Annotated in this window: 17 protein-coding genes; 7 read left to right on the forward strand and 10 right to left on the reverse strand. The window is 50.5% G+C overall.

Annotation, left to right across the window (positions count from 1 at the left end):
• Positions 1 to 57 precede the first annotated feature (57 nt).
• Positions 58 to 924 carry an SDR family oxidoreductase gene (locus tag YC6258_RS05295; RefSeq protein ID WP_211264627.1) on the forward strand — a complete coding sequence of 289 codons (867 nt, stop codon included), beginning with the start codon at positions 58 to 60 and terminating at the stop codon, positions 922 to 924.
• An 87-nt stretch (positions 925 to 1,011) separates the two neighbouring features.
• Here YC6258_RS05295 and YC6258_RS05300 read toward each other — a convergent pair whose 3' ends face one another.
• The 3 genes from YC6258_RS05300 to zigA form a co-directional block, all read right to left on the reverse strand.
• On the reverse strand, positions 1,012 to 3,615 hold the full coding sequence (locus tag YC6258_RS05300) for an ExeM/NucH family extracellular endonuclease (protein ID WP_044616112.1): 2,604 nt from the start codon (positions 3,613 to 3,615) through the stop codon (positions 1,012 to 1,014).
• Between the two features lie 580 nt (positions 3,616 to 4,195).
• Positions 4,196 to 5,506 (reverse strand): peptidoglycan DD-metalloendopeptidase family protein, encoded by a 1,311-nt coding sequence (locus tag YC6258_RS05305; protein ID WP_052830077.1) that lies wholly within the window; start codon positions 5,504 to 5,506, stop codon positions 4,196 to 4,198.
• A gap of 173 nt (positions 5,507 to 5,679) precedes the next feature.
• Positions 5,680 to 6,897, reverse strand: coding sequence for a zinc metallochaperone GTPase ZigA (gene zigA / locus YC6258_RS05310; RefSeq protein ID WP_044616113.1), 1,218 nt, complete (start codon positions 6,895 to 6,897; stop codon positions 5,680 to 5,682).
• Between the two features lie 424 nt (positions 6,898 to 7,321).
• Between zigA and cfa the strand changes: the two genes are divergently transcribed.
• From cfa to YC6258_RS05330, 4 genes are all read left to right on the forward strand, one after another.
• On the forward strand, positions 7,322 to 8,500 hold the full coding sequence (gene cfa / locus YC6258_RS05315; RefSeq protein WP_044616114.1) for a cyclopropane fatty acyl phospholipid synthase: 1,179 nt from the start codon (positions 7,322 to 7,324) through the stop codon (positions 8,498 to 8,500).
• 42 nt (positions 8,501 to 8,542) lie between these two features.
• Complete coding sequence (locus tag YC6258_RS05320; protein ID WP_044616115.1) at positions 8,543 to 8,923, forward strand: cupin domain-containing protein; 381 nt, start codon at positions 8,543 to 8,545, stop codon at positions 8,921 to 8,923.
• Between the two features lie 93 nt (positions 8,924 to 9,016).
• Complete coding sequence (locus YC6258_RS05325) at positions 9,017 to 9,673, forward strand: LysE family translocator (RefSeq protein ID WP_044616116.1); 657 nt, start codon at positions 9,017 to 9,019, stop codon at positions 9,671 to 9,673.
• A gap of 31 nt (positions 9,674 to 9,704) precedes the next feature.
• A complete protein-coding gene (locus YC6258_RS05330; protein WP_144407567.1) occupies positions 9,705 to 10,529 on the forward strand; it encodes an AraC family transcriptional regulator in 825 nt (274 codons plus the stop codon).
• Here YC6258_RS05330 and YC6258_RS05335 read toward each other — a convergent pair.
• The 6 genes from YC6258_RS05335 to ubiU all read right to left on the reverse strand — a co-directional run bounded on the left by YC6258_RS05335 (position 10,505) and on the right by ubiU (position 15,300).
• Positions 10,505 to 10,804 carry an antibiotic biosynthesis monooxygenase family protein gene (locus YC6258_RS05335; RefSeq protein WP_044616117.1) on the reverse strand — a complete coding sequence of 100 codons (300 nt, stop codon included), beginning with the start codon at positions 10,802 to 10,804 and terminating at the stop codon, positions 10,505 to 10,507. The two genes, YC6258_RS05330 and YC6258_RS05335, sit on opposite strands and share 25 nt — an antisense overlap.
• A 10-nt stretch (positions 10,805 to 10,814) precedes the next feature.
• Positions 10,815 to 11,756, reverse strand: a complete 942-nt coding sequence (locus tag YC6258_RS05340) for a ribose-phosphate diphosphokinase (RefSeq protein WP_044616118.1) — start codon at positions 11,754 to 11,756, stop codon at positions 10,815 to 10,817.
• 160 nt (positions 11,757 to 11,916) lie between these two features.
• Positions 11,917 to 12,639: a 4'-phosphopantetheinyl transferase family protein gene (locus tag YC6258_RS05345; protein WP_052830079.1), complete on the reverse strand. Its 723-nt coding sequence runs from the start codon at positions 12,637 to 12,639 to the stop codon at positions 11,917 to 11,919.
• A 102-nt stretch (positions 12,640 to 12,741) separates the two neighbouring features.
• Positions 12,742 to 13,059: a hypothetical protein gene (locus YC6258_RS05350; RefSeq protein ID WP_044616119.1), complete on the reverse strand. Its 318-nt coding sequence runs from the start codon at positions 13,057 to 13,059 to the stop codon at positions 12,742 to 12,744.
• Between the two features lie 372 nt (positions 13,060 to 13,431).
• Positions 13,432 to 14,298, reverse strand: coding sequence for a U32 family peptidase (locus tag YC6258_RS05355; RefSeq protein ID WP_044616120.1), 867 nt, complete (start codon positions 14,296 to 14,298; stop codon positions 13,432 to 13,434).
• A gap of 9 nt (positions 14,299 to 14,307) precedes the next feature.
• Positions 14,308 to 15,300, reverse strand: a complete 993-nt coding sequence (ubiU, locus tag YC6258_RS05360) for a ubiquinone anaerobic biosynthesis protein UbiU (protein ID WP_044616121.1) — start codon at positions 15,298 to 15,300, stop codon at positions 14,308 to 14,310.
• A gap of 134 nt (positions 15,301 to 15,434) precedes the next feature.
• Here ubiU and ubiT point away from each other — a divergent pair, with 134 nt between their 5' ends.
• Complete coding sequence (gene ubiT / locus YC6258_RS05365) at positions 15,435 to 15,917, forward strand: ubiquinone anaerobic biosynthesis accessory factor UbiT (RefSeq protein ID WP_082070571.1); 483 nt, start codon at positions 15,435 to 15,437, stop codon at positions 15,915 to 15,917.
• A 30-nt stretch (positions 15,918 to 15,947) separates the two neighbouring features.
• On the opposite strand, the gene YC6258_RS05370 is transcribed toward ubiT, so the two are convergent.
• The gene (locus tag YC6258_RS05370) at positions 15,948 to 17,189 is read right to left on the reverse strand and encodes a cystathionine gamma-synthase family protein (RefSeq protein ID WP_044616122.1); all 1,242 of its coding nucleotides are present in this window, start codon (positions 17,187 to 17,189) and stop codon (positions 15,948 to 15,950) included.
• A gap of 225 nt (positions 17,190 to 17,414) precedes the next feature.
• Here YC6258_RS05370 and YC6258_RS05375 point away from each other — a divergent pair, with 225 nt between their 5' ends.
• Positions 17,415 to 17,732, forward strand: a complete 318-nt coding sequence (locus YC6258_RS05375) for a hypothetical protein (protein WP_044619762.1) — start codon at positions 17,415 to 17,417, stop codon at positions 17,730 to 17,732.
• The last annotated feature ends 116 nt before the right edge of the window (positions 17,733 to 17,848 follow it).

Here is a 17,848-nt window from a genome sequence, read left to right on the forward strand (position 1 = left end):
ACAGATGGTGCGCAAGGTTTTATTTTTTAGTCCGTATGGACTAAAAAGGACGGAATCATGAAACGAGTATTACTGGCCGGAGCCAGTGGTTACCTGGGGCGGGCGATGCTGGCCGAACTCAAGACCAGAGGGTATTGGGTCCGGGTGCTGGTGCGTACCGAACAACAACAGCAGGCTCTCAGTCAAATTGCTGATGATACGTTCCTTGGCCAGGCCACCGACATTGATACCCTCTCCGGTCTGATGGATGGGATTGATCTGGTATTTACCAGTATCGGTATTACCCGCCAGAAAGATGGCCTCACTTACGAAAGCGTGGACTACGGCGCCAATCTGAATCTGCTCACTCTGGCCGAAAACAGCAAGGTGGAAAAGTTTATCTATGTGTCTGTTTTTAATGCCGACAAACTTCCGGGTATCAAAATTATTCAGGCCAAGGAAAAGTTTGTTGCCCGCCTGAAAAGCAGTTGGCTGCCTTACTGTGTGATTCGTCCAAGCGGTTTTTTTGCCGATATGAAAGAGTTTCTTGTAATGGCAAAAAGTGGCCGGGTTTATTTGCTTGGTAACGGACAGTTACGCTTCAACCCGATTTCCGGTGCCGATCTCGCCAAGGTGTGTTGCGATATGTTTCAGAGCGAACAGACTGAAGTGGATGTGGGGGGGCCTGAGGTTTACAGCCATGACCAGATTGCCGAACTGGCATTCAAAGCGCTGGGTGAGCCGGTGAAGATGACCCATTTTCCGCTGTGGCTGGTGGGCGCACTGGTGTCAGTGATGCGTTGGCTGTCGCCGGTTTCGGTGTATGGGCCAGTAGAATTTTTCGCCAAGGCGATGAGTGTGGATATGCAGGCTCCCTGTTATGGTGAGGAAAGTCTGGAATCATTTTTTGTACATCTGGCCAATATCGATAACCGCGCTTCATAAAAAAGGTCACCGCAGTGACCTCGCAACAAATGTTCTGTTTTGTGTAACCCGGCAGGTATGCCTGTCGGGTCAGATACAGCGTAACGATCAGTATTTTCTTCTGGTGACCATCAGCATGAACAACACTGGCAATAACAGCAGGCCAGTGGAACCACTGCTGGAATCATCATCCTTGTCGTCGTTATCACCGGTACCGCCTTCAACGGAGCTCTTCATCACAAAGCCGGCAATGACCGGATCATGGTCTGAAGAGTAGTATGGGTCCAGGCTGGCGAAGTGGTCGTTGGAGTTATTGGTATCCAGAGTCGTGTCATAGTCGAGCAGATTGGATTCCAGCGAGTTAATATGCCAGTCATCCACGCTCACCAGACGCTCATTCATACCAGCACTGCCAATCATGTGATCGAGGCTGCCGAGAAAGCCAGAGTAGCTGTAGGAGAATGGCTGTGCTTCAGTAGAGGCACTGGTGTATTTCAGGTTGATATACCCGCCGGCTTCGAGAGCTGCAATCGGATCTTCTTTGGCATAGGCATTCATATCTCCCATAAACACCACATTATCGGTATTGACCCCGGTGGGATGGTCGGCCATAAAGGTTACCAGCGCTTTGGCGGCGTTGGTGCGGGTTTGGTTGCAGGCACCTTGTCCATCTCCCAGGTCATTATCGCTGTCAGAAGTACAGCTATTTCGTTTTGATTTCAGATGGTTGACCACCACGGTAAACTGATCGCCTGTGGCCTTGTGGGTGAACGACTGAATCAATGATGGACGGTTTCTGGTATCGATAAACAATGGATTGCCTTCACCATCTTTGGGCGAATTGGTGGAATCCAGTACGGCGGTGGTACCGACCGGTGTCACCACAGCGGGGCGATAGAGCAGACCAACGGAGATTGAATCGGTACCCATCTTGCCACCGGGGTTTACAAAGGCATATTCACCATCGGTGGTCTGTACGGCGTTCAGGGCATTTGTCAGCGCAGCAATTGAGCTGGTTTCATCATAACCGTCATTTTCAATTTCCATCAGGCCAATCACATCGGCGTCCATGGCGTCGAGGGCGGCCACAATTTTGGCTACCTGGATATTATAATCTGCTTCCGAATTGGCGCCGCGATAATCGCCATAAGTATCGTTATCTTCTTCGGCTGGTGTCGGGAAGTAGGTCTTGTCGTCCACGATGATGCCGTTATACAGGTTCAGCACGTTCATGCTGGCAATCTTCAGGTTGGCAGAGCTGTCCACAATGGGCGCGAGTGTGCGGTCAGCGTTCAGAGGGTCGAAAGTAGGTGTAATGGATGGAATGATTTGGTAGGGATATGTTGCATTGCCGCTATCATAACCATGCATTGCCCCGGTGATACCACTGATGCCGTAGCCGACCCGGAAGTAATTCGTGTTGCTGAAACCCTCGCTGTTGGGGAACACGATAGGGTCAGGAGCTTTCGAAGACTGTCCATCGTCGATCAGCATGCTGCTCAGTCTGATATTTTCGATGGCGGCGTCGTAACTTTCTTTGGAAGGTACCGAGACTTCGGTGGGCTGATAATGCAGTTCGTTGGAAACGACAAATTGTCCATAATTTCCAAAACCATAGCCATTACCATGGAAATCGCTGACCACCAGATTGCTGTTGGCCAGGCTGACACGCATGCCCTCTACCTGTTCAAAGGCCTCCAAAGAGGTGACCGGCAGGGTGATGGCGGTCGCTGCTGGCAGGGTATTGTTCTGTGAACAGACGATTAGCCCGGAAACGGATGACAATTCTGTTAAACCCTTGTATTCACTGACCTTGGCACTCAGGCGGACTTTATCGCCGACCGTTACTGGCAGGCTGGTGTCGAACACAAAAATACCTTCGGACGTTGCCTCATTACCGTCGCTGTCAGCCTCTTCTTCCTGAATAAAGTAACCTTCTGCACTAGTCTGTTGGTTCTGGTAAACGACGGCTTCAACCGTGACTTGCTGACCGACCAGTGCAGAGCTGCTGCCGCTGCCCTGTATGGTTGAAATCAGGGTGGCGTTGCCATCTCCGCAAGTACCGATATCGGTGCTCCCCGAATCAGTGCCGCCGTCGACGATTTCCGCTTCCGGCACAATGCCGGCTACAGGCATGATATGACCTGAGGTGGTGTTTTTGACACTCTTGTCCTTCAGTACATTGATGCCGGAGAAATCCCAGTTATCGCTGTTAAAAGCACCACCGTTGGCTGCTTTGCTGAGGGTGCTGTCGCTGTAGGCACTTTTACGATAGGCCCAGCCATCTATATATTCCCAGGCAGTGCCTGTACCGTCTTTTCCAGCCTCACCAAAACGGTCCACCTCGGTGTCGCCTATAAACAGCGCTATGCTGTCATCACCGTTAAAGTTCAGAGCGCTGAACTGATAATCAGGTGCTTTACCGAAGTAACTGGTAAATCCATCGACATCCATCGAAACCGTCAGATATGTGCCTGCGGGTACGCTGGTGCTTTTGAAACTAAACGTCTCGGGTTGCGCCTCTGTTTTGCCATTCACATAGAGCTTAAGTGTATATGTGTTCAGATCGGCGATGTTTTCAGTGGTATACAACTCGACGGCTTTGGGCAGCCCGCCGGTTAAAGGACCATCGATCACTCCTGTAATCATCAAATCTGCCTGGGCTCCACCCGCAATGACAGCAATGGCGGTTGCCAACAACTGCTTTTTCATTATTACCCCCAATATATTTATATGTTATGTAGGTATTCACCAGGCCATTTATGGATGCCTGGTTATGAGCGAAATGCATCCATGCTTACCATTGGCTGAAGCGCCAATGTGAGTGCTGTAAAACCAAAAGACCTTCTGAAAAATGATCCGGGTAGCGATGGTCGTGTTGGAAACGTTTTTAAATCAATGACTTAACTGACAAATGCCGTTTTCTATCCCCATGACTGCTTAATATTTACGACCCTTGATAGAGTTCAGAAGTTCCTCATGGTTGACCAGCTGGTCAAATAAAATGGCATAACCTATGCCACCTTTGTTACATAGATACAATTTTTGTTTTATTTAATGACGAAAATGTTAATAAACGATGACGAAGCCATAACATTGCGTTGATTACGGCAAATATCATTTCTGTGTTATTGGCTTCAGCAATCCAGCAAAGCTGCTGCGTATGGTCTATTTTGGGGAGCGGAGCGGTGAGTGTGATCTTTTTTTGTTCGAGGGTCTGATATTTCTGCACCTGACGATAATCGGGATAGTTATCCGGGTTACTGTTTAACCCGGATAGAAGCGATGGGATTTAATTGTATGAACTGTTCTGTTGTTGCCAGAATGCCAGATGCGTACCCTCAGCATCGCCAATAAACGTTTGAGTGGCTTCAATGATCTCTTTGAACCGCGCCATTTCTTCCGCTGGGATATGACTGCTGGTTGGAATTTTTGCCGTCAGAGGATTCACCGGGCGATTGTTGATCTGTAATTCGAAATGCAGATGCGGGCCGGTGGTTCGGCCGGTGTTTCCGGACAGAGCTATTTTATCGCCGCGTTTGATCCGTTGTCCGCGCTTTACCAGGATCTTGCTCAGGTGGAGATAGCGGGTTTTAAACGGCCCGGGATGTTCAATTTCAACATATTTGCCGGCATAGGGATGATTGGCTGTGCGGGTCACAATGCCATCACCGACGGAAAGCACGGGGGTGCCAACTGGCATGGCAAAATCAACACCATAGTGCGGCATCAGCTGCCCGGTAACCGGGTGGACCCGATGCAGATTGAACGATGAGCTGACCCTGACTTTTTCGTTTACTGGATAACGTCGCAATGATCGGGTCAGGCTTTGGCCGTCCTGATCGTAGTAGCTGCCATCGTCATATAGAAAAGCACTTTGGGTTGTTTTGCCGAGTCCAAACAGTATGGCTTTTATCCGTGTCTGGCCGGTGGCTTCGGTGCCGGTCATTTCCTGTTCGAGCACGATGTCAAACCAGTCTCCGGGTCTGATTTCGCGGCGAAAATTTATTTTTTCCTGAAGAATATGCAGTGTGTTCAGAGTGTCTCTGTCGCTGAGTCCGGCCTGGTGTGCTGCGTTGTAAAAGCTATTGTCGATTACGCCACTTACTAACTGTTGGTGCCAGTAGGTGGGTTTGACAATCTCCTCCGATTGAAAAGTGCCCTCTGCTGTGCGGGTGAACTGAACAGTGCGGGCCGGATTCACAATCAATGACAGCTGCTGCAATTCGCTGTTCTGTACCGACTGGGTAAATACCAGAGTGTTACCCGGTTGCAGGGTATCCAGTGCTGCCGTTTCACCGTCGGCTTCCAGTATTGCAGCAAGGGTTGTCTGGGTCAGACTGAAAAGCGCAAAGATGCCACTCAGGGTATCGCCCGGTTGAATCTGATATCGGCTGGTCAGCTCTTGGGGAATGATTAATTGCTCTACTGGTTGGCTGGCCTCGGGCTGCGCAGGGACTGCATTGGCCGCAGAGGGCAGTGGTACAGTTTCCAGGTGAGGCTCTTGAGGGGGTGAGGTGATCAGATAAAACGCTGTGAACAATAACGTGATGAGGCTGAACAGCTGAAATCGTGTCTGCTGGAGTACCGTGGGCATGGTCATGGGCGGTAAATACTTCTGTCGCAAAAAAGCAGGCGTTAGACCTGCCAGGGTCGTTAGTGTTGGAGTTTTAACATCCAGATACGCGGTTTGTCAGGTAAACACCACGTATATCCTTAATATTTAAATCGGTGCGCATTAAAATTCATCGCGCTTAAAGAGTCTGTCAGGATCGTTTAAAGGCGGTCATTTTCTGTCAGATTTGTTGACCATTCCGGAAATGGATCTGTCAGGGTGCTCCATGCTGCCACACCTTCCTGCATTTCCTTGGCATTGAGCAGGCATTCATCGAGCTGCCTGGCAAGCTTGTCACGGTTCAGCCTCTGGCCGATAAAGACCAGCTCCTGACGCATGTCCCCCCAGGGCTCCTGCCAGGTACGTGCTATCGCCTGACGATATTCGTCGTCATCGGGCCATTGGGTTTTCGGGATCGCATGCCAGAACCGGCCGGCAAAACCATAGCGGGCGATACCGCCGGCCTGATTCCACTCCCAGGCATCGGCATGGCGACTGGCCAGCCAGAAAAAACCTTTTGAGCGCAGCAGTTCATGATCCCGCAGCGGACCGTGCAGGAAGGTGAAAAAGCGCTGAGGGTGCATGGGCCGACGTGCCCGGTAAGTAAAGCTGCTGATGCCGTACTCTTCCGTTTCTGGCGTATGTTCACCGCGCAGTTCTTTGAGCCAGCCCGGTGCCTGCTGTGCCTTGTCAAAGTCGAACCGGCCAGTGTTCAGTACCTGATCGAGGGCTACCTGGCCATGACGGCTGGGAATAATGTCGGCGTCGGGATTCAGGCTGCGTAACACGGCTGTCAGCCGTTGCAGGGTGTCGGCATCGATCAGGTCGGTCTTGCTGATGATGATGACATTGCAGAACTCAATCTGATCGATCAGCAGATCGGCCACGCTGCGGTCATCCTCGTCTCCGAGGGATTCGGCGGTGTTCTGCAGACTCTCCGCGTCGTCATAATCGTTGAGAAAATTCACCCCATCCACCACCGTCACCAGGGTATCAAGTCGGGCCATGTCTGCCAGACTGCCGCCGTGTTCGTCCACGAAGGTGAAGGTTTCCGCGACCGGCAGCGGTTCGGAGATACCGGTTGATTCAATGACCAGATAGTCAAAGCGGCCGGCTTTGGCGAGGTTTTGGATCTCCACCAGCAGATCTTCCCGCAGGGTGCAGCAGATACAGCCGTTGGTCATTTCAATGAGCTTCTCCTCACTGCGATGCAGTTGCACCTGTTGTTGTACCAGCGAGGCATCAATGTTGACTTCACTCATGTCGTTGACGATGACTGCTACCCGACGGTTTTCGCGGTTGTGCAGGATGTGGTTGAGTACGGTTGTTTTGCCGGCTCCGAGAAATCCGGATAACACGGTGACGGGGAGTCTGTTCATGCTGGCGGCCTGTGGCTGGTTTTATTTTATGTTATAACATAACATTTTTAGGGGTCAACCAGTCGTCTGATCATCGGCTCGTTGTAATCCTCCAGTGGCGTTTCTGGTCCTTGAACAGGATCTGTTGTGTGCCATTGGTTTTTTCCCTCCGATAGCGGTGTTGAGACCGATTGTATTTGCAGGCATTAACCAGCGGCTCAAATTGATTATTTCGGGTTTGTAAACGCCTGTTTTGGGCTTGGCATATTCGTGGATCTGCTCCCTGGTCAGTCCATTTAAAATAAAAATTGAATAAAACCTATTTAAATAACTTTTTAATAGACGGCTAAAAACTGTCTATGAGCGTAATAAAAAAAACCTATTGGAGACGAATTTACGGATTGGGGATTATGGTTCGACGATCACAACAGGGGGGAGTCGTGCTATGACAGAATATTCTTTTAATGACGCTGAAAAATCATATTCAAACTCTGCTCCGCTGCCACCGCTTGCGCGTCGTTTCCAACAGGAATTACTTGATCTGGCAGATGTCAAACTTAACGGTGATCGCCCCTGGGATATTACGGTTCATGATAACCGACTGTTTGCCCGTGTGGCCCGCGATGGTTCCATCGGACTCGGTGAAAGCTATATGGACGGCTGGTGGGATTCTGAGCGTCTGGATATGTTATTTACTCAGATACTGGGGGCTCAGCTTAACCAAAAGCTCATCGGTACTGCGCGTATCAAACTTGCCTTCAGTGCCTTGTCGCACATGATGTTTAATTTTCAGTCTCTTGCACGAGCCTATCAGGTGGGTGAGGTGCATTACGATATCGGCAATCAGCTGTATGAACGAATGTTGGATCCTTACATGATCTACAGCTGCGGATATTGGAAGGGTGCTGAAAATCTGGCCCAGGCACAGGAACATAAACTGGATCTGATATGCCGGAAACTGCAACTTGAGCCAGGCATGCATCTGCTGGATATCGGTTGTGGCTGGGGTGGTCTGGCGTTATACGCCGCCAAACATTACGGCGTTAAAGTTACGGGGATTACCATTTCCAGAGAGCAGCAAAAGCTCGCTGCACAGCGCACCCGAGATTACGATGTTGAGATCCGGCTGGAAGATTATCGGCATTTAACCGGCAAATTTGACCGGATTGTATCCGTTGGCATGTTTGAACATGTGGGCCGTAAAAACTATCGCACCTATTTTGAAGTGGTGAATCGGTTACTGAAAAAAGACGGTTTGTTTTTATTGCATACCATTGGTGAGGAACCCACTTTCGATGCCGCTGATCGTTTTATTTCAAAATACATTTTTCCGAATGGTAAAGTCCCATCCCGTAAGCATATTAATGATCATAGCGTGGATCTGCTCAGGCTGGAGGACTGGCATAATTTTGGGCCTGATTATGACACCACGCTGATGGCCTGGGCCAAAAATTTCGAGCAAAGCTGGCCGGAACTCAAACAGGATTATAACGATCGTTTTTATCGCATGTGGCGTTACTATCTGTACAGCTGTGCCGGTTACTTCCGCTCCCGCGAGGGCCAGTTATGGCAACTGGTATACAGTCATCCGCAAGGGCAGCGGGTTTATCACAGTGTGCGCTGAGCGGGATGCTGGTATCCTGCCTGTTTTTTGGAGGCCTCGTTTATGCCCGCCCAGCCATCTATTCATCATCAGCCGGCCAGTGAAGAATATTACTTCCATGAAGGCTGTTACATTCTGGAATTGCTGAACAGCGATACCCAGCCAGAATTGTCTATTGCCCGTGCGACGGTTCGCCCGGGCGTCACCACCCGCTGGCACCAGCTTGAAGGCATTACCGAACGTTATGTTATTCAGCAGGGCAGTGGTCGGGTGGAAGTCGGTGAATTGCAGCAGGCTGTCAGTGCCGGTTCAGTGGTGGTGATTCCACCCGGATGCCGGCAACGTATCACCAATACCGGTGAGGCGGACCTGGTGTTCCTGGCGCTCTGCCTGCCCCGTTTTGTGCCTGACGCCTATGTTGACCTGGAAAAATCCACCGACTGATGGTCCGGGAGTTCGGGCAGCAATTTTGTACAATCCTTTTTGGATCCTGGCTCCTAAGCTGAACCTGTCACTCGTTTATGAGGAACTACGGATTTGCAGGTTCATCTTCTTGCCACGTTTGCCGCCGCCGCGCTGGCACATTTTCTGGCGTTATTGAGTCCGGGACCGGATTTTTTTCTGGTGGTCCGCAGTGCCGTTCGTCATGATCGCCGACTGGCCCTTGGCGTCGCTTTTGGTATTGCCACGGCCAATGGTGTTTACATTGCATTGTGTCTGCTGGGTGTTGGCGCGCTTCTGGCCGCTTCGGCCACGGTAATGCTGTTGATCAAGCTGGCTGGCGGATTATTTCTGGCCTATCTTGCATACGGTGCGCTCAGAGCCCGTAAGCGTGATTATCAGTCGTTGACAGAATCCGCCGATGGCGTCCACCGTCAAACCACGTTCAGGCGGGAATTCAGCGTTGGCTTTTTGTCGGGGATTTTGAATCCCAAGAACCCGTTATTCTATCTCAGCCTGTTCACGCTGGTGTTAAATCAGGAAGCTGGAATGGGGTTTAAAATCTGGCTCGGTATCTGGATGGTCAGCATCGTGTTTTTCTGGGATGCCTTCATTATCGTGGTGTTATCCCGCGCTGATATGCAGCAACGGTTTCGTCGTTGTGCGTTTTACATCGACAAGATAACCGGTATGCTGTTGGGCACGTTTGGGTTGACACTGCTGTATTCGTGTTTGATGGAGAGTCGTTTTTGAGATCGTTATCGTTGCCGGGGTGTGGTTGAGCGTGAGTGAACAACAGGTTTTTTACCGTCCTGAACATTTCCCCATGCTGGAAATCCGGCAGGCTCGCGCGACCTCAGTGGCTTATCACCGGCACAGCCATGAAGAGTTTTCTATTGGCGTGGTGGATTCCGGCAACACCGATTATTTTATCGACGGTCAGACGCGGCGGATCGGTCCCGGTGCGGTGGTGTTGATGAATCCCGACCAAGTACATTCCTGTAATCCGCTGCATTTGCAGAGCTGGTCTTATCGGATGCTGTATCTGCAGGCTGACTGGCTGACGGCTCTGCAGGCCGAGGTACTTGAACGCAGTCCGGACAGCGGCTTTCAGGCCCTGAGTCAGTCATTGTTGTGTGGCGATTCCCACTACCAGCAATACCATCAGCTGTGTTCGTTATTAACCTCACCGGACAGCCGCTTGGGTGCAGAGGTTAACCTGACTGATTATTTTGCTGAACTGATCCGGGCGGATCAGCGTTGTGAAGCACCGGATCGACTGAAATGCGCCTCCCACCTGCAACGGGCCTACGAATTTATCGCCGATGAATGTGTGCGGGAGATTTGCCTGGATGATGTGGCAGCTGTGGCGGGCCTGAGCCGATATCGGCTGGTGCATGCGTTCCGACAGCACTATGGCATCACCCCGCATGCATTGCAGATTACCCGGCGTATCAGCCATGCCCGCCAACTGTTGAAGACCGGTAACAGCATCGCTGCTGTTGCAGCGGATACCGGTTTTACCGATCAGAGTCACTTTCATCGTCACTTTAAACGCCAGGTTGCAGTGACTCCCCGACAATATCAGTTGTCTGCCGGATACCGGTAGCGGCGTTTGATTTCCACGATTTCGACTTCGTAGGCGGAATACCAGCGATTGCGTCCCTGCCGTTGCGCTTCGGCGTGCTCGGCATCCTGATGCCATTGCCGGATACTGTCTTCGTTCTCCCAGTAAGAAATGGCGATTTCCTGATCACCTTCCGTCACCGTGATAAAGTCCAGACAGCCATACCGTTCGAACGCCAGCTCCCGCATACGCACTACCGTCTGGCGGTACTGTTCATCCTGGTCACCGACTTTGGCTTTGAAAATAGCTGCAAACATGGTTTCTGCCTTAACTGAATAGTGCGCCGACACTTTCACCTGTATGTATGCGCTTGATGGCTTCCGCAAACAGTGGTGCAACAGATAACAACGTCAACTTGTCGGTCTGTTTGCTCGCGTCAATGGTCACGGTATTGGTGGTGATGACCGATTCGATGCCGCTGTTTTGAATACGTTCGATGGCCGGTCCACACAATACGCCGTGAGTCGCTGCCGCGTGCACGCTTTTGACGCCCGCAGCAAGCAATGTTTCAACGGTGGATATTAATGTGCCGGCCGTGGAAATTTCGTCTTCCAGAATAAAAGCATCCTTACCTTTGACATCGCCGACGACCACGCCCTGTTTGACCTGAGTATCGCTCACCCGGCGCTTATCGATGATGGCCATCGGCACATTCAGGCGAGTGGAAAACTTGCCAACCCGTTTGGCACCTCCAGCGTCAGTGGCAACGGCGACAATGTTGGAGGTGTCATAATTGTCTTTAACATGGCTGACCAGCGTTGGCAGTGCAGTCAGATGGTCGACAGGCACTCCGAAAAAACCGTGTACCTGATCTGCGTGCAGATCCATGGTCAATACCCGGTTGGCACCGGCAGTTTGCAGCAGGTCTGCAATCAGACGGCCGGTAATGGAAATTCTGGGGGCGTCTTTTTTGTCCGACCTGGCATAGGAGTAGTACGGAATGACGACTGTAATCCGACGGGCAGACGCGCTTCTGAGGGCGTCGATGGCGATCATCAATTCCATGATATGGTCGCTGACCGGATGAGTAAAAGACTGCACAATAAAGACATCCCGTTCACGGACATTTTCCAGAATCTGAACATGCAGATTGTCATTGGAAAAGCGGGAGATCTCCATTGGGCTGAGTGCTATGCCCAAGTGATGACAGATTTCGTGGGCGATGGTGGGATTGGAGTGGCCGGAAAATATTTTTAAAGCGTTTTTCATGGAAGCGTCTGAAATAGTGTGTCAGTGAAAGTTATCTGCTGATCCGTGATGAACATCCGGATATGGCAGTGATCAAAATAGTCAGTATGAATACTAAGGAACTTATACATATTAAGCGACTTGTGACTGGGCCAATGGCGATGTCCTGGTAAGAAACTCCTTAATAATAAACCAGAGTCTGCACACTATCTGCCTCTATCGCAAACAGGCCATCATAAATATTGCCTTGCCGGACCTCTGCAGTGAGATCTTTGAGCAGTCTGAGAGAGAGACGTTGCTGGCTCAGATCAATGGCGATGACCTCGGCATGAAGAAAATCGAAATACTGGAGAACCGCCGGGTAGAGGGTTTTAAACAGGCTCTCCTTGGCCGAAAACACCAGTGTCAGGGCCGTGGGCCATGAGCAGTTCAGCGTCTGGAGGTAGTGTTTTTCTGACTCACTGACAATATGGCCGTACAGCTTGTCGGCCCGCTCGGCAATCATGATTTGCTCCGCATCGATGCCGATCCCGTTCAGGCCGTTGGCCGATGCTCTGGCGGCGACGCAACAGGCATATTCATGACTGTGACTGATCGATCCCAGAATGCCGGCCGGCCAGACCGGTGCGCGGTTCTCACCAATGGCGATTTGTGCGTCGTGAACCCCCAGCCGCTCCAACGCCTGTTGAGCACAGACCCGGCCCGCCACGAACTCCGCCTTGCGCTTACCGACAAAACGCTCGAAGCCGGGAGGTATCGAGATGCTGCACGATTGAGGAGCATGGTCATCATAATCGGCAACCGAAAAACGACAGGCTTGAAACGCCAGGCCGGCCAGTTTCTCATCCGTATTCGGAAACGGGAGGTCTCCCAAAGCCTGTAATTGCAGAAAGGAGTGGGTCATTATCGGTAGGGCCGGTGATTGATCGGGCCGCCATTATTTTCATCTGTGACCGGTTTTTCAACCGTTGAGTGTGTTTGGGGAGGGTAGGGAGATAAAAATCCATCAGCCGAAGCGGTCGATTTTTCCCCGACAGTATTTTTCCGCCAGAACTTTCAAATGGCCAATATGCTCCGCCAGCCAGATCAGCTGTTCGGTGGTAATGTGGTCGTCAGGGTTATAGCGTGATTCCGCATAAGCCTGACACAGCAGCTTGAGGCAGGTTCGCTCAAACAGAGAATTTTCCGCGAATGCCACAAGAAACGCTGACTGGATATTGCCGGTGAGGATGCACAATTTTTCGAGATCGTGAATTTTGGGTTTGCAGTGAGTTAAGACCGGTATCCATTGCCATTTCATTTTTTTGAAGATTTTATAAGGCATTTAAAAGAACAAGAGCGATGATGAATTCCAGGGCATCCTGCAAGGATGAATTTTTGTCAGTAAATGAATTAAAAAATCATGTCGTCTGATGCCTGACAGGCGAATATGAAATTGAATAAGGGGATTTTTAATTTTACCTTGTAATACGATTTATCATTAATAAATGCACACCTTTTTTTTATATTGGTCGAATAAGTACAACTCCGTCTGATAACTGAAATTGGTCCGGTATAAAACATACAGATGGCAGGATAAATATGGCATCAATAACGTTGGAAAGCATCAAGGTGCCAATAGACTCATGAATAAAATCCAACCCCCCCTGTTCATGAGTCTTGGATTAAGGCATGACTTGGGTGGCAACGCCGGAGCTTAAACCCATTCCTTACCAGCTTCTTCAAACCAGTAACCGTTGCAGCCGGAACGGGCGATGGGAATCATGGGATCTGGTTGTCCGGTGAGTGCTTTGTGGTACCGTTCTATTGTTTCGAAAAAGCCGTTTTTGACCGGACTCAGGCGAACGTAGTCAACGTTCATGAGTTCCATGCGAGGTATTTCGGTAATCAACTGGGCGATTTTGCCGGATTGGGTGCTGATGCCGTTCAGGTTAAAAACGGGTTCGCCATCCTGGGAAAAAATCTGTATGCCGTCAGGGTATTCGATACAGATTTTCTGGCATTGGTCTTTTTGATATTGATGATGACGGGCTGAGTAACAGCGTGCGGAATAGGCCAGTGGCAGGTAGCCATAGGCAAAAATTTCCAGATTTACCGATGTCAGAGCCTGGGAATAGATGGTGTCTATCTGTTGATAACCGATTTCCACTGGCGGAACCCAGGTGACGGCTCCCTGGCGAACCAGAAAGTCCAGCGTAGCACTGCTGTATATGTTGATGGCCGGACCGAGTACGAAGCGTTTATTGAGTTCAGATGCGATTTGTACTGCCGCGATGTCGTTGGCTTCCACAAGATATTGTTCGTTGGCGCATATTTGCCGTATCTGGCGAAAGTCGGATTCGGATTCCAGTAGTGTCAGGCTCGATAGAACGACTTCTTTTCCTCGTTCACTGAGTTGTCTGGCGATGTCGAGCCAGTCGTCATAACGCAGTTCTTTGCGTTTGGGGCAAATGGTTTCACCAAGGTAGACCCGCTCCACCGGAGCACTGAGTAACTGGTGGTAAAAGTCAAACGTCTCATTTCTGTTCCAATAGAATTGGTTGGCACCAATTGTTATTTTCATTTCCAACTCCTATTGCCAGGGGCGGTCATAGGCACCCAGGGTCGTCTGTTCGCCTTCCGCATATGTTGCCAGAGTCGACATCCACTCATCTTTTACCTGATAAGGCTGATCTTTGGTCAGTTGATCAAGCGCCGCCCGCCATATCCGGGCGACATTTTCTATATAAGCCGGACTGCGTTGCCGGCCTTCAATTTTGATAGCTTTGACGCCTGCCTGTTGCAGCTCCGGCAGGATGGCCAGGGTATTGAGGCTGGTAGGCCATTCCAGGGTGTGATAAAGCTGATCTTCAACCTGAAAACGACCTTTGCATAAGGTCGGGTATCCGGCTTTTTCATCGGCTTTGAAACGGTCAATGACGACATTGTTGAGACGTGTTTCGAGGTATGCAGGGTGTTCCCGCCATTCCACAAACCGGGCCGGAGAGCAGGCACCGTTTTTGTTGGGGGACTCGCCACATAAATAAGAGGACAAGTGGCAACGCCCTTCGGCCATGATGCAAAGACTGCCAAAACCGAATACTTCAAGATCCATCGTGCTTTGTTCTGCCAGATAGCGAACCTGTTTCAGCGACAGGACTCTTGGCAGTACCGCGCGTTTGACGTTGAAGTGTGACTGGTAGAACTGCAAAGCCGGCAGTGAGGTGGCCGATCCCTGAACAGATAAGTGTATGGTCAGGTCCGGGTACTTACGTGTGCAGTATTCCATCAGGCCGATATCCGCGAGGATGACGGCATTGGCGCCAATGGCATGAGCTTCGTCAACGGCTTTGTGCCAATCAGCCAGAGAGTCATTGTTCGCGTAGGTATTAATGGCGACAAATAGTTTTTTGCCACGGTTTCGGACCTCGGCGATGGCATCCCGCGCCTTGCGGTCATTGAAATTGAGGCCGGCGAAATGACGGGCATTGGTCTGGTTTTTAAATCCGATATAAACAGCATCAGCTCCCTGCTGAATCGCCGCCTTCAGGGATGGTAGGTTTCCTGCGGGACAGACTAATTCCATAAGGTTCAAGTAACTCTGATTAAAACCCCTAATTCTAGATAAGCCTGCACGAGGCAGATTGATGGATATCAATTCGCTCAAATATCGACTGTCTAGAATTGTTCCATTGTTAAGGGGAGTCCCCCGGAGGTTATGTGTTTGAATCAACTCAGGTATTAAATGTTGCCAGTCGCATGTCGCTGATCTGGCTTAAAACGTTTGCTCTGGCACCGGCCACGCTCCAGAGTCGACTGGTTTCGAAAATCCTTACACAGTGTTTTCGGCAGCAGCTGGCGGATGATGAATTCGATTTTTTGCAGGGGCGCTGGGTCACCATTGAGTTAACCGATGCTGCCATGTGCTGGTCGTTTACTGTTGATAAACATCAGCGTTTTCTGATGCGACCCGGGCAGGCGCAGAGTGAAAGCCGGATCAAGGGGCCAATTCGCGCCTTTTTGAAGTTGATGTCGCGGACGGTTGATCCTGATACGTTGTTTTTTCAGCGTGAACTGGTAATCAGTGGTGATACCGAGCTGGGGCTGGCAGTCAAAAATCTGTTTGACAGCATTGAGCCGGAAGACCTGCCAAATCCTTTTCGCCTTACCTTGCAGAAACTGCATCAGTGGAGCAGGTCTTAGGGGGATGGCAGGTCGTTGTGATGATCGGACTTAACCGTTCAGTACCCGGTCAAAGTCATTAATCAGGTCCTCAATATCTTCGATGCCAACGGAAATCCGGATGGTATTGTCGTCAATACCCATGCTGGCCCGGCGTTCCGGCCCCATTTCATAAAAGATGGTATGGGCCACCGGGATTAGGAGCGTTCGGTTGTCGCCCAGGTGGGAGGAAATAATCGGTACCTGCAGGCGGTTGAGAAACTCGAAGCAGTCGAGGGCCGGGTCCAGGTTGATGCTGATCAGGCCGCCATAGGCCATGAACAGTTCCGTGGCCCTGTCGTGCTCAGGGTGTTCTGTCAGCCCGGGATAGAAGACTTTGACGATTTTCTCCTGCTGATTTAGAAATTGCGCCAGCTTCAGTGCATTGTCAGAGATTTTGCTCATCCGCAGGGCCAGGGTCTCGGCGCCAACGGCAATGTGGTGGGCAGCCATTGAATCCAGGGTGGCACCGGTATCGCGCAGACCTTTTTTCTTGATCTGAGTAAGTGCCCAGTTGCGACTGTCGCCCTTTTTATAGGTGTCGATGATGTTGTCGTAGCGGCTCCAGTCAAACTGGCCCAGCTCTGTGACTGCACCGCCGAGCACATCGCCATGACCGGCAATGCATTTGGATAAGGAGTTGATCGAGAGTGATGCCCCTACTTTGATCGGTTTGAACAGGTATGGGGAGGTCATGGTGTTATCGATGACAAACACCAACTGTTTTTCCTGACACAGTTGGCCAATGCCCTTCAGATCGGCAATCTGAGTGCATGGATTGGCAATCGTTTCCACAAATACCATTCTGGTATTGGGTTGTACGGCAGCTGCGACTTGGGCGCTGTCGGTGGCATCCACAAAGCTGACTTCGATGCCAAAGTTCATCAGGGTGTTCAGAAAGCTGTTGGTATTGCCAAATATAAAACGGCTGGCGATCAGATGGTCTCCCTGACGCAGCAGAGTCAGCATGACTGCACTGATCGCTGCCATGCCGGTAGAGAAGGCAACACTGCCGGTACCTTGTTCCATGGCGGTGATTTTGTTTTCCAGCGCGGTGGTCGTGGGATTATTCTGGCGACCGTAGGAGTATCCGGGCTTGGAACCCTGGAATACTTCCGCAATCTCTCTTGCATCTTTGTAGCCATAGGCGATAGCAGTATGAATTGGTTTACAGTTCGAACCGTGTTCAATGGTGCTCTGACGATCACCATGCAATATTTGGGTGGTAAAGCCTCGTTTGGTCTCTGTGCTCACGGGGTGTCCTGGTCTGTTATTGATTCGATAGGTGTTGTTTATATTATGGCAGACCTTAATGGTTGACGACCATCCGGTGTTTTCACCGTTAAACCGCTATTCCGTGGAGATATTGAAAAAATCACCGGGATATAGCAGGTGGTCAGGGAATTTATCGCTGCCTGATGAAAATATCTGCTCTAAGGTGCTAAAATACCGGGTTTGTTTACACGGCTAGACATGATCATGCTTGCTAATAAACGCCCAACCAAAAAAGAGCTTCGGGAGCACCTTGAACAGGAGGTGGAGAAGTTTCTGTCTCAAGGCGGTGAAGTAAAGAACATTGAAAATGGTAAGTCCGGTGACAATGTTCTGAACCCCTGGAGTATTCCTTTACAGTTCAATGGTACCCGGGAAGAACGCCATCCGGTGGGTGATCTGTTGAAGAAAATCGATGCCCGCAAACGCAAATCTCCCCCTCCTCCTCAAAAAAGCAGACATAAGCCACGCAAGCACTGGATCTATGATGATTTTGGTGAACCCGTACGTTGGGTATGGAAATAGCTGAAGGATCGAATCAGATTGGCTGGTATTGATCACATTTTTATCTAACTCAATCTGGTTAAGTCGCAATTTCGTTAATCGTTTGATGCATCAATACTCTATTGACAAACGCAGCT

The organism is Gynuella sunshinyii YC6258 (assembly GCF_000940805.1).
Taxonomy (GTDB): Bacteria; Pseudomonadota; Gammaproteobacteria; order Pseudomonadales; family Natronospirillaceae; genus Gynuella; species Gynuella sunshinyii.

Coding starts and splice junctions, on each gene's coding strand:
- YC6258_RS05345 (WP_052830079.1), bottom strand. CDS start 12,639: ATGACCCACTCCTTTCTGCAATTACAGGCTTTGGGAGACCTCCCGTTT.
- YC6258_RS05305 (WP_052830077.1), bottom strand. CDS start 5,506: ATGACCATGCCCACGGTACTCCAGCAGACACGATTTCAGCTGTTCAGC.
- YC6258_RS05375 (WP_044619762.1), top strand. CDS start 17,415: ATGCTTGCTAATAAACGCCCAACCAAAAAAGAGCTTCGGGAGCACCTT.
- YC6258_RS05335 (WP_044616117.1), bottom strand. CDS start 10,804: ATGTTTGCAGCTATTTTCAAAGCCAAAGTCGGTGACCAGGATGAACAG.
- cfa (WP_044616114.1), top strand. CDS start 7,322: ATGACAGAATATTCTTTTAATGACGCTGAAAAATCATATTCAAACTCT.
- ubiU (WP_044616121.1), bottom strand. CDS start 15,300: ATGGAATTAGTCTGTCCCGCAGGAAACCTACCATCCCTGAAGGCGGCG.
- YC6258_RS05295 (WP_211264627.1), top strand. CDS start 58: ATGAAACGAGTATTACTGGCCGGAGCCAGTGGTTACCTGGGGCGGGCG.
- YC6258_RS05320 (WP_044616115.1), top strand. CDS start 8,543: ATGCCCGCCCAGCCATCTATTCATCATCAGCCGGCCAGTGAAGAATAT.
- YC6258_RS05300 (WP_044616112.1), bottom strand. CDS start 3,615: ATGAAAAAGCAGTTGTTGGCAACCGCCATTGCTGTCATTGCGGGTGGA.
- YC6258_RS05355 (WP_044616120.1), bottom strand. CDS start 14,298: ATGAAAATAACAATTGGTGCCAACCAATTCTATTGGAACAGAAATGAG.
- YC6258_RS05340 (WP_044616118.1), bottom strand. CDS start 11,756: ATGAAAAACGCTTTAAAAATATTTTCCGGCCACTCCAATCCCACCATC.
- zigA (WP_044616113.1), bottom strand. CDS start 6,897: ATGAACAGACTCCCCGTCACCGTGTTATCCGGATTTCTCGGAGCCGGC.
- YC6258_RS05350 (WP_044616119.1), bottom strand. CDS start 13,059: ATGCCTTATAAAATCTTCAAAAAAATGAAATGGCAATGGATACCGGTC.